At 63.0% G+C, this 11,409-nt stretch carries 12 protein-coding genes and 1 tRNA gene; 11 read left to right on the top strand and 2 right to left on the bottom strand.

Annotated elements, in window-relative coordinates; translation table 11 throughout:
* Both GRI97_RS13690 and GRI97_RS13685 read right to left on the bottom strand, forming a co-directional pair.
* Window positions 1-434: tyrosine-type recombinase/integrase (locus GRI97_RS13690; RefSeq protein WP_161391711.1), on the bottom strand; the 434-nt coding region annotated here is incomplete at its 3' end.
* 158 nt (window positions 435-592) lie between these two features.
* A tRNA-Ser gene (locus GRI97_RS13685) sits at window positions 593-682 on the bottom strand.
* A gap of 218 nt (window positions 683-900) precedes the next feature.
* Here GRI97_RS13685 and GRI97_RS13680 point away from each other — a divergent pair.
* The 11 genes from GRI97_RS13680 (at window position 901) to GRI97_RS13630 (ending at window position 11,231) form a co-directional block, all read left to right on the top strand.
* Window positions 901-1,770: a hypothetical protein gene (locus GRI97_RS13680; RefSeq protein WP_161391710.1), complete on the top strand. Its 870-nt coding sequence runs from the start codon at window positions 901-903 to the stop codon at window positions 1,768-1,770.
* 28 nt (window positions 1,771-1,798) lie between these two features.
* Window positions 1,799-2,590: a hypothetical protein gene (locus tag GRI97_RS13675; RefSeq protein ID WP_161391709.1), complete on the top strand. Its 792-nt coding sequence runs from the start codon at window positions 1,799-1,801 to the stop codon at window positions 2,588-2,590.
* Window positions 2,591-2,739: 149 nt separating this feature from the next.
* Window positions 2,740-3,762 (top strand): lytic murein transglycosylase, encoded by a 1,023-nt coding sequence (locus GRI97_RS13670; protein WP_161391708.1) that lies wholly within the window; start codon window positions 2,740-2,742, stop codon window positions 3,760-3,762.
* A complete protein-coding gene (locus GRI97_RS18830; RefSeq protein ID WP_161391707.1) occupies window positions 3,746-5,065 on the top strand; it encodes an SPOR domain-containing protein in 1,320 nt (439 codons plus the stop codon). Before GRI97_RS13670 ends, GRI97_RS18830 begins: the two co-directional genes overlap by 17 nt.
* Window positions 5,066-5,103: 38 nt before the next feature.
* Window positions 5,104-6,351 (top strand): D-alanyl-D-alanine carboxypeptidase family protein, encoded by a 1,248-nt coding sequence (locus tag GRI97_RS13660; protein ID WP_328598555.1) that lies wholly within the window; start codon window positions 5,104-5,106, stop codon window positions 6,349-6,351.
* 11 nt (window positions 6,352-6,362) lie between these two features.
* Complete coding sequence (gene tmk, locus GRI97_RS13655) at window positions 6,363-7,001, top strand: dTMP kinase (RefSeq protein WP_161391785.1); 639 nt, start codon at window positions 6,363-6,365, stop codon at window positions 6,999-7,001.
* Window positions 6,998-7,960: a DNA polymerase III subunit delta' gene (locus GRI97_RS13650; protein ID WP_328598554.1), complete on the top strand. Its 963-nt coding sequence runs from the start codon at window positions 6,998-7,000 to the stop codon at window positions 7,958-7,960. The genes tmk and GRI97_RS13650 overlap by 4 nt, the downstream gene beginning before the upstream one ends.
* Entirely contained in the window at window positions 7,953-9,506 is a 1,554-nt protein-coding gene (gene metG, locus GRI97_RS13645) for a methionine--tRNA ligase (RefSeq protein WP_161391706.1), read from the top strand. The genes GRI97_RS13650 and metG overlap by 8 nt, the downstream gene beginning before the upstream one ends.
* Window positions 9,506-10,300, top strand: coding sequence for a TatD family hydrolase (locus GRI97_RS13640; RefSeq protein WP_161391705.1), 795 nt, complete (start codon window positions 9,506-9,508; stop codon window positions 10,298-10,300). Before metG ends, GRI97_RS13640 begins: the two co-directional genes overlap by 1 nt.
* Entirely contained in the window at window positions 10,297-11,064 is a 768-nt protein-coding gene (locus GRI97_RS13635) for an MBL fold metallo-hydrolase (RefSeq protein WP_161391704.1), read from the top strand. Before GRI97_RS13640 ends, GRI97_RS13635 begins: the two co-directional genes overlap by 4 nt.
* A complete protein-coding gene (locus GRI97_RS13630) occupies window positions 11,061-11,231 on the top strand; it encodes a hypothetical protein (RefSeq protein ID WP_161391703.1) in 171 nt (56 codons plus the stop codon). Before GRI97_RS13635 ends, GRI97_RS13630 begins: the two co-directional genes overlap by 4 nt.
* Window positions 11,232-11,409: the final 178 nt, after the last annotated feature.

The following is an 11,409-nucleotide window of genomic DNA, read 5'->3' as shown; positions in this document are numbered from 1 at the left end:
GGCGAGGTAATCCCGGTAATAGGCAAGGCGCCGATCTTCGCAAAGACATGCAGCTCCAGGCTCTTGAGCACATCGGCTGCATGGTGGGGGGCCCAGCCTGGAGTCTGCTGCCCATGCCATTCGCGCGCAATGGCTTGGAAAGTCGTCCCGGCTTCGGTCAGACGCATTGCGGCGAGCTGCTTTGCCTGGAGCGAGGGATCGACTCCGCTCTTCAACAGCTGGGATGCCGCATCCCGCGCTTCTCTTGCTGCGGCCAGGCTCATTCCCGGGTAGCTGCCCAGAACCAGGCGCTTTTCCTTGCCCGCGAAACGAAACTTCCACCGCCACGAGCGGAAGCCTGTCTTGGTCACGAACAAATAAAGGCCGCGAGCATCCGCGAGCTTGTAGTCTTTCTGAGCGGGCTTGGCCTTTCGGCACTGGAGATCCGTAAGCATCGGATGCCCCCATGAGAGAAATTTGATGCCCCCACAATGCCCCCAAATGCACTGCGATTGGCTGAAACCGATAAACACAGCATGAGACAGGATTGTCGCTAGAAACCGCGGAAAACCGGTCTTTATGGGATAATGTGATATTCGGTGAGACAGTAATCTGGCGGAAGCGGTGGGATTCGAACCCACGGTGGGCTTGCACCCACGCTGGTTTTCAAGACCAGTGCCTTAAACCACTCGGCCACACTTCCCCGTGGGTACCGAAGGCTGCGGGCCGGTGGAACCGCGCTTCGGGCAACCGCTGACTGGCTGCGAATGCCATCCGCTAGCGTTGAAAATCATCGCTGTCACCTGCTTTGCTGCGCCGCCCAGGGTATTTGCCAACGCCCACCGAATTGCTAATCTCCCCAAAATACCCCGCAAAAGGGGCAAGGCCGCGTTTGACGGCCGATAATGGGGAGAGCGAGCAATGAAATGGAAGGGCATTACCAGCACAGTTGCGTTTGCAACCGCCGTTCTGGCGACACCGGCCGCTGCGCAATCGAGTTGCAGCCGGGAATTGCTGCAGGGTCTGGGCGAAAAATACATCCAGGCCCAGACAGAGGGAATGGCGCTACGCATCCCGATGGGCAATTGGGTCAATTATAACGAAAATTTTGCCATGTCTTCGATGACTTATGGCGGGGTGCTGGCGTCGCCCCAGACCATCGACTGGCACCGCGCCTTCTATGATACAACGGCCTGCAGCATTCTGATGCAGGTCATCATCACCAATCCCGAACATCCCTATGTGCTGGCCACCATGCTCAATGTGCGTGGGGATGGGGTGAACAGCTTCGACGTGATTGTGGCCGAAGAACATGATTGGTTGTTCGATGCGGCGCGCACGCTTTATTACGCCAAGCGGGAGGATTGGGGTGAAATTCCCGTGGCTAACCGCAACACGCGCGAAGAATTGAAGGCGGCTGCCGACGCCTATCTCGACCTGTTCAGTGACAAGACCGTGGCCGTGCCCTGGGGCACACCTTGCGCGCGGTTGGAAGGCAGTGCCTATACCGGCAAGGGACAGCCGGATGACAGTTGCAATGTCGGCGTACCCGAAGGCATCGAAATGGCCGAACGCCGCTATGTGATCGATGAGACTTTGGGCACAGTCGGCGTGCTGCTGAAAATGGGCCCCAGCAAACGCCCCGATGCCCATATTTTCCGTATCGAAGATGGCAAGATCCGGTTTATTCACACCGTCACCAATTGCGGGGATCAGGAAAACTGCGGGTTCCGCCCGTTTCGTGAGATGGTCGCCGAAAACCCCGGCATTCACCCCGATCTGGGTGAGTGACCCAACGATAAAGAAGAGACAGCGAACTATGATCCGTAAAATTCTTTGCAGTCTGGGTGCCATGGCGGCACTGGGTCTGGCCGCACCGGCCGCGGCGCAGGGCTGCCCGGCTAAGACGCTGGACGATATCAGCACCAGCTGGACGAATGCGCTGGCTACCGGCACACCCTATCGCATGAACCTGGGCGAATGGGTTGATTACAAGGAAAATTTCAAGGTCGCCTCGCTGGGCGAATTCTTCTCGAAAGAACGCAAGGTCGATTGGCAGCTCGCGCTCAAGGATACCCAGGCCTGCCGCGTGCTGGTTGAAACCGTTATCCTCGATCCCGAACGGCCCCTGGTCTTCGCCACCCAGATGGACAATGGCTTCTTCGGCACCGGCCCGTTCCACAATCTGGTGACTGACGCCGGCGACTGGCAGTTCGATGCCGCCAAGACGCTGGAACATGTCAGCAAGGAAGATTGGGGCATGATTCCCGAAGGCCAGCGCAACACCCGCGCTGAACTGCAGGCCATCGCCAATGCATATCTTGATCATCTGAAGGATCGCAGTGTCGCTGTATCCTGGGCGCCGCAATGCGCACGGCTGGATGGCAGCGTCTATGTCGAAGGCGCGGATTGCACTGCCGGCCTGCCGGAAAATGTGGCCGCCATCGATCGCAACTTCATCATCGATGAAACCCTTGGCGCCGTCGGCGTCTTCGCCCGTCTGGGAGAGGACAAGGTTCCGTCCAGCCAGCTGCTGCGCATCGAAGACGGCAAGATCCGCTATGTCCACACGCTCGCCAGTTGCGCAACGGCAGGCTGCACGATCAAGTGAGGTCGCAGACAAGGGTGGCAGGGCGCTCTCGCAAGATCGCCCCGCCGCCCTTGTGTCGATCACAGCGTTTCATCGCAAATGACCGGCAGATCGGCGGGGCGCCAAAATTCGGGATTTCCATGCCCGCGTGGACGTGCCACCTATATGAAATGTCCCGATATCGTTCGATCCGATCGCTGCTGGCCCTGGCCGCATTGACCTTCACGGCCGCTCCGCTGGCGGCGCAGGATATGCCTTTCGACGCCTATCTGCAGCAGGTCGCCGTCAAGGCGCGGGCCCAGGGGGTCAGTGAACGATCGATCAGTTCCCTGCTCGGCGGGCTGACACCCAATGATCGGGTGGTTGCGCTCGACCGGGACAATATCTCTTCGGGTGCCAGCACGGGTTTCCCTCCGCTGGCGCCCTATCTGGCGAGCCATAACAGCGCGGCCCGAATTGCCGGCGGGCGCCGCGAGTATGCGCGCAAGGCTTCGTTCGATGCGACCCTGCGCCAACGTTATGGCGTGCCGCTGGAAATCGTGCTCGCCATCTGGGGGCATGAAACCAGCTATGGCGCGGTGAAGGGCAATTTCGATCTGGCCCGCTCGCTCGCCACGCTCGCATGGGAAGGGCGCCGCCGCGCCCTGTTCGAAGCGGAACTGATCGATCTGCTCAAGATCGCCGATGAAGGCATTCCGCGTTCCACCATGGTCGGCAGCTGGGCCGGCGCCTTCGGCAATCCGCAATTCCTGCCCAGCGTCTATCTGCGCCTGGCCGTGGATGGCGATGGCGATGGCAGCCGCGACATCTGGAACAGCGAAACCGATACGCTGCATTCGATCGCCAACTATTTCCGCGATGCCGGCTGGCGCCCCGGGCAGCCCTGGGGTGTGCGGGCCTTTACGCCAAACAGCGTCGATCGCTCCTCCATCAGCAATCGGGTGGTATCGCCGGTTTGCCCGCGCGTGCATGTGCGGCACAGCAAATGGATGACCGTCGCCGAATGGCGCGCGCAGGGTGTGGTCCCGCAAACCCCGCTGGCCGATGACGTGATGGTATCGCTGTTCGAGCCTGATGGACCGGCCGCACCAAGCTATCTCTTAACCCAGAATTATAGAGTCATCCTCGAATACAACTGCTCGAACTACTACGCGATGAGTGTGGGGTTGCTTGCAGATGAAATTACACGTTGATGATTCGCGCCGCCTGAATGCAGGCGTATCCGCATTCGCGCTGGCTGTTCCGCTGGCGGCTGTCCTGTTGCTGAGCGCAATCGCGCCGGCTCGGGCGCGCGAGGCCGAGGGGCGGCCCGTGCCGGCGGCCAATGGCCCGCAGGCCGATTATCCCATGGTCGTGGGGCCGCCCTATACTGTGGGGTCCACCACCTACACCCCGGAAGACCGGCTCAATTATGATGAGGTCGGCTATGTCACAGCCGATGCCGAGGGGGGCGATGGTATTTCCGGCTCCCACCACACCCTGCCGCTGCCCAGCTATGTCGAGGTAACCTCGCTTGCCACCGGGCGTACCATTCTGGTGCGAATGGAACGGCGGGGCCCGATGGCGAGCGATCATCTGGTCGCCCTGTCCGCCGGGGCATTGAGCCAGCTGGGCGCGACACCGGGCACGCCGGTTCGTGTCCGTCGCGTGGTTCCGCCGGAAGAACAGCGCGCAGTGCTGCGCGCCGGTCAGTCTGTGCCGCCGCGCATGGATACGCCGATGTCTCTGGTGGAGGTGCTGAAGCGGAAACTACCGGCGCGGGGTTCGGCCCCGCTGCAGGCGCTGGTGCAGGATGGCGCCGATGAAACCCGCCCCGCAACGCGCCCGCCCGTCGGCCTTCCTGCGGCGGCGCGCCCACCTGCCGCCTCTTCGACGGTATCGGCTCCTTCTGCTCCACCGGTCGCGTCTGTTCGACCGGTGCAGACACCGGCCGCCCTTGCGCGGGCCGATGTTGCCCCGTCCACGGTGGCACCGCCTGCGGCCGCGCCGACGCCCGCGCCCGCACCGTCCCCTGCGCCTGCAGCGGCACCGTCGCTGCCGCCGCTGGCGGTTCAGTCCGATCCGGCACCTCGCCCAACCCCTCCACCGGCTCGCGCGCCGGCTCCCTCTTCGACACCGACGCCTGCTCCGGCGAGAGCGGCTGATGATTTCGATAAGGCGTTTGCCCCTGTGGCGGCGGCACCGGCTGCACGACCGCCGGTGGCTGCTGCGCCTGCGCCAACTCCGGCCCCAGCACGGACACCCGCTCCGGCTCCGGCACCTCCTTCGCGCCCTGCAGCCCAGGCAGGCGATGGCTTCGTGGTGCAGGCTGCCGCCTTCAGCTCTTCCACCCGGGCGGAGCGGGTGGCGCGGGTGATCGGCGGCACCGTGGTGCAGTCCGGCAATGTCTTCCGCGTGCGCACCGGACCGTTCCCGACCCGCGCGGCGGCAGAGGCCTCGCTCGCCAAGGTTCAGGCAGCGGGTTATAGGGAAGCGCGAATCTTTACCAACAGCTGACCCCGCCGGCCTGTGCCGTCGCGGCGGCCGGAGCCGATGTGAACAAGTCGATTATCATTCTGTCGGGGCTGACGGCCGCACTGGTCGCAGCCCCGGCCATATCCCTGTTGGCGGCGGCGGAAAAAGCTGCTCCGGAAGTGGCGCCGAAATCTGCTGAAACGTCGGCGGCGGTTTCCCCGCCGCTGCTCCCCATGACGGAAAATGCAGGCGCGGCTCCGGTCGATCCGGCCATTCCGGTCGCCCTGCTGATTGATCTTGCCAGCGGCCAGACGCTCTATTCGCGCGATCCCGAGCGGCGCTTCGTACCGGCGTCGGTGACCAAGGTGATGACCGCCTACAGCGCGTTTGGCCTGATTGCCGATGGCAAGCTGTCCCCCGATACGCCCGTGACCATCAGCAAGGACATTGCCGACAAATGGTATGGGGAAGGATCCAACATGTTCCTGCGCGCGGGCGAAACCGTGTCCGTGGAACAGCTGCTGATGGGCATCACCACGGTTTCTGCCAACGACGCCAGCGTGGTGCTGGGCACCATGGCTGCCGGATCGCTGGATGGCTGGCTGGCGATGATGAACGCCAATGCCGCCCAATTGGGTATGCGGGATACGCATTTCGGCACTCCCAATGGCTGGCCCGACGAAGGGCGGACCTTCACCAGCGCGCGCGATCTGGCGCGGCTGGCCGAAGCGATGACCGCGCGTTACCCCGAGCTTTATCGCCAGTATTTCGGCCACCCCGGCATGCGCTATCGCGATATCACCCAGGTCAACCATGATCCGGTTACCGGCGTGGTTCCTGGGGCGGATGGGATCAAGACCGGCTATACCCGCCAGGCGGGGTACAATTTCGTCGGGTCGGGTGAGCGAAATGGTCGCCGGCTGATCATGGTGCTGGCTGGCGCGCCGACCGCACGCATGCGCGATCAGTCCGCCCGCGCGCTGCTGAGCTGGGGCTTCGATGCCTTCCAGCCGCGCGTGATCCTGCAGGCCGATATGCCGGTGGGCATGGCCCGGGTGCAGAGCGGCGCGAAGACGAGCGTGGCTCTGCGGACCGAGAGCGAGGTTCTCGCCAGCCTGCCGGGGGGCAATTCGGATCAGCTCAAGCTTTCGGTGCGTTATCGCGGCCCGATCGAGGCGCCGATTGCCAAGGGGCAGAAGGTCGCCGTGCTGCGTGTCGAGATCCCCGGGCAATTGCCGCATGATGTTCCGCTGGTGGCCAGCGAGGAGGTTGCACGCGCCAATGCCTGGCAACGGTTCCGCAATGGCGTGACAGGCCTGTTCTCGTGACGGCCGCGCCGATCATTCCAGGGCGTTTCATCACGCTGGAAGGCGGGGAGGGGGCGGGAAAGTCCACCCAGGCGCGCCTTTTGGCCGACGCGCTGCGGGCGGATGGGCTGGACGTGCTGCTGACGCGCGAGCCGGGCGGCACCACAGGCGCGGAAGCGATCCGGCAATTGCTGCTCAGCAATGATGGCGATGGTTGGCATGCGGAGGCGGAGGCACTGCTGTTCGCGGCTGCCCGGTCCGATCATGTCGCGCGCGCCATTCGCCCGGCGCTGGCCGCCGGCACCTGGGTGGTGTGCGATCGCTTCATCGATTCCAACCGCGCCTATCAGGGTGGGGCAGGGGGACTGGCCGATGGCGATATCCAGGCCTTGCATGGCTTCGGAACAGGCGGGCTGCTGCCCGATCTGACGCTGCTGATCGCCGTATCCCCCGAAACGGCAACGGCGCGGCTGGCGCAGCGCGACGGCGACAAGGCTGACCGGATCGGCGCGCGCGGCGCGGCCTATCATGCTGGCGTTGCGGCTTCCTTCGCGCGGCTCGCCGATCAGGAGCCGGGCCGGATCGTGACCGTGGATGGGGAGGGTTCCGCCCAGGATATCCATCAGCGCGTCCTGCAGGTGCTGCGCGCGCATCTGGCGTTTCGCGCGTGAGCCTGGTGGGTCATGCGGAGGCGTGGCGTGAGTGGCGCGCGGCTCTGGCGGGCCCGCGCATGCACCATGGCTGGATCGTGGCAGGGCGGCGCGGCACCGGCAAGGCCAGCTTTGCCCTGGCTGCCGCGCGGGAACTTGTCGCCGAAGCGGGCATTCCCCAGCCCCCGGGTGATCACCCCGATATCATCATCCTTTCCGCCCTGCCGGCCAGCACGGAGGACGAGCGCAAGCGGGATGAGGGCAAGCCTTACCAATTGAAGCGCAACATCAGCGTGGACCAGATTCGCGGGATGCAACAGAGGCTTACCACGCGGCCAACGCTGGGCAGCCGCCGCGCAATCATCATCGATCCGGCGGATGATCTGGAGAAGGGCGCTTCCAACGCGCTGCTCAAGAGCCTGGAGGAACCGCCCGCCGGCAGTTATTTCCTGCTCGTCACCCACCGCATCGGCCGGCTGTTGCCGACGATCCGATCGCGCTGCCGCGTCATGCAATTTCCCGCCGTCGCGGATCTTGAAATCGATGCCATTCTGCAGCAGCAGGCGCCAGGCGCTGACGCCGACATGCGCGCGGCCGCTATCGCTGCCGCCGGTGGATCGCCGGGCGCGGCGCTCGATTTCGTCAATCAGGATCTGGGCCGGCTGCACCAGCTGATGGAGCATATCAGCAATGCCGGTGATGGTGATTTTGCCCTGCGCGGCGCCCTGGCAGAGGCGATGGGCAGCCGCCCGGATCGCAAGCGGCAACTCGCGGCGATCGATCTGGCCCGCGCCGTGGTCGCCGGGCGCATGGCGCATGTTCCCCGCGCCGCAATTCCCGCGCTGACCCATGCCCATGCCGAACTGGTTCGTCTGGCGGCACAGGCACCGACCTACAATTTCGATGCCGGATTGCTGGTGATGGAAATCGGCACCTTGCTCGCCAGTCTCGCGCCCCCTAGGGAAACGGCCCATGGCTGATCCTTTTTATATCACGACTGCAATCCACTACCCCAATGGCAAGCCGCATATCGGCCATGCCTATGAAACCATCGCTGCCGACGTTGTTGCGCGCTTCCAGCGCCTGCGCGGGCGCGAGGTGCGGTTTCAGACGGGGACCGACGAGCATGGGTTGAAAATGGCGCAGAAGGCGCGCGATCTGGGCACGACCCCGCGCGCTCTGGCCGATGAAATGTCGGGCTATTTCCGTGATCTGTTCGATCGTTTGAACATTTCCTATGATCGTTTCTTCCGGACCAGCGAAGATGATCATCACCGCGCCAGCCAGGCGCTGTGGCGCGCGATGGAGGCCAATGGCGATCTCTATCTTGATCGCTACGAAGGCTGGTACTCGATCCGCGACGAAGCCTATTATGACGAGGCGGAACTGGTCGACGGGGGAAGGGGCGAAAAGCTTTCTCCCCAGGGCACGCCGGTCGAATGGACCGTGGAAGAAAGCTGGTTCTTCCGCCTGTCGAAATACCAGGAACCGCTGCTCGCGCTCTATCGCGACAATCCCGATTTCATCCGCCCCGAAGGGCGCCGCAATGAAGTCGAACGTTTCGTCGAAAGCGGGCTGCGCGATCTGTCCGTCAGCCGCACCAGTTTCGACTGGGGCGTGAAGGTGCCCGGCGCCGAAGACCATGTGATGTATGTTTGGGTCGACGCGCTGACCAATTATCTGACCGGCCTTGGCTATCCTGATAACACCGAACTGTTCGACAAGTTCTGGCCGGCGAATGTGCATCTGATCGGCAAGGATATCGTCCGTTTCCATGCGGTTTACTGGCCCGCCTTCCTGATGAGCGCAGGCGTGGCCCTACCGAAGGAAGTGTTCGGTCACGGATTCCTGCTCAAGCGCGGGCAGAAGGAATCCAAGACGCTGGGCAATGTGACCGATCCGGTCGAATTGGCAGATCAGTTTGGTGTGGACAGCCTGCGCTATTTCCTGCTGCGCGAATTCAGTTTCGGCCAGGATGGCAGCTATTCGCCCGAAGCCATTGTGAATCGGTCAAATTCGGAACTGTCCAACAGCTTCGGCAATCTTGCCCAGCGGGTGATGAGCTTCATCGCCAAGAACTGCGGCGGTTCTGTCACCGCCACCGCTCCGATCGAAGATGTCGATCAGGCCCTGCGCAACAAGGTCAACAACGCCTGTGCGGTGGAATTGCCCGACGCTTTCGAAAAGCTCGCTTTTGCCGCCGGTCTTGAAAGCTGGATGCAGGCCGTGTTCGCCTGCAATGCCTATGTTGATGAACAGGCACCGTGGGCCCTGCGCAAGACCGACCCGGAACGCATGCTGCGCGTGTTGGCTACGTTGTGCGGTTGCATTCGCGATCTGGCGATTGCCGTTTCGCCGGTCATTCCGGCAGCCTCGGCCAAGCTGCTCGATGCGCTGTCCATTCCGGCCGACGCACGCGACTATGCCGCCCTGGCCAACGATCCCGCACTCGGCACGATCACAGTGGAAAATCCGCAGCCGGCGTTCCCCCGTCTCGACATGCCAGAGGATGCGCAGGCGCAGTGATGCTGATCGATAGCCACTGCCATCTGAACTACAAGGGCCTGATAGAGGATCAGCCCGCCGTGTTGGCGCGCGCGCGGGAGGCCGGGGTGGGGACCTTCCTCAATATCTCCACCCGACAGAGCGAATGGGATGCCGTCATCGCCACGGCAGAGCGCGAAAGCGATGTCTGGGCCACGGTCGGCATTCACCCGCATGAGGCGGAAGGCCATGCCGATCTGGGTGAAGCGGTGCTGCTGGCCGCCACAGCGCACCCACGAGTGATCGGTATCGGTGAAACCGGGCTTGATTATTATTACGACAAATCCGATCGCGCGGTGCAGCGGGCGCTGTTCCGCACCCACATCGCGGTCGGCCGCGCCACGGGTCTGCCGCTGATCATCCATACGCGCGACGCAGAAGATGATACGCTGGAAATCCTGCGCGACGAGATGGAGCAGGGGGATTTCCCGGCGCTGATCCACTGCTTCACCGCCAGCGCCGATTTCGGCCGCGCCGTGCTGGATTTGGGGCTCACCATTTCGCTATCCGGTATAGTCACCTTCAAGAATGCCCGCGAACTGCAGGAATTCGCCAGGGAAATTCCGGAAGACCGCGTGCTGGTGGAAACCGACAGCCCGTTTCTCGCTCCCATTCCGCATCGCGGCAAGGTATGTGAACCGGCCTTCGTTGCCGATACGGCCCGCTTCGTGGCGGATCTGCGCGGGCAATCGGTGGAAGATCTGGCGCAGATCACCACACGCAATTTCCTGAGCCTGTTCAGCAAGGTGAATGCCACCAGAGGGGCGCCGTCATGAAGCTGATCATGCTCGGTTCCGGCACGTCCACCGGGGTGCCGCGCATCGGCAATGACTGGGGCGAGTGCGATCCCGAAGAACCGCGCAACCGGCGTACGCGGGTGTCGATCATCGTCGAAAGCGACCAGGGTTCGCGCCTGCTGGTCGATACTTCCACCGATTTGCGGCAGCAGTTGCTGGCCAACAATATCGATCGGGTCGATGCGGTGTTCTGGACGCATGATCATGCCGATCACTGCCACGGCATCGACGATCTGCGGCCGCTGCGCTACGGCCGCAGCGGCGCCATTCCGGCCTTCGGATCCTCCCACACGGTGCAGCGCCTGCGGCAACGGTTCAGCTATGTCTTCGCCGGCCAATATGGCTATCCCAGCATTTGCGAAATCCAGGCGCTGGAATCACTGCGCATGCATGCCGGCTTCGGCGTGGCTTGGACGGAAATGCCGCATGGCCCGATCACCAGCACCGGATATCGCTTTGAAGCTGATGGCAAGTCCATCGGCTATGCAACGGATTTCAGCGAAATCACCGATGGCATGCTGTCGCTGTTCTGGAAGGTCGATATCCTGGTCAGCGATTGCCTGCGGCGCGATCCGCATCCAACGCATGCATGCCTTGGCACCGCGCTGGAATTCGGCGAACGCTGCCGCGCCGGCAAGATCGTGCTGACCCATCTGGACAAGAGCATGGATTATCGCACCTTATCGGGCGAAGTGCCGGACAATGTTGTAGTCGGCTATGACGGATTGGTATTGCGCGCATGACCGACGGCCAGATCGTTTCGCTGATCAGCCTCACGGCATGTCTGATCCTGGCGGTGACGTCTTTCCGTGGTCGCCAATTGGGTTTCGGAACGACGGCCAAGATGGCGCTTGGCTGGGTGGCGATATTCCTGCTGGTTGTTGCCGTGGTCAGCGCGGTCAATCGCTAAGATGTCGTGAGGGTTGATCCCCAGGACCGACCGTTTCCGATTTAACATAATATATATTATCAATCCGGACCTCGAAGTTCCAGAGATGGTCTGTGATCCATGATTGCGGTCATGCCAAACCCGCCCGCCTGAACCCTGTCATCGGCCATTGCATCCGTCGCCTACAAGCGGCACGCTC

This window comes from Croceibacterium xixiisoli, from assembly GCF_009827305.1.
Classification (GTDB): domain Bacteria; phylum Pseudomonadota; class Alphaproteobacteria; order Sphingomonadales; family Sphingomonadaceae; genus Croceibacterium_C; species Croceibacterium_C xixiisoli.
This window is presented reverse-complemented; position numbering and strand designations above follow the sequence as displayed.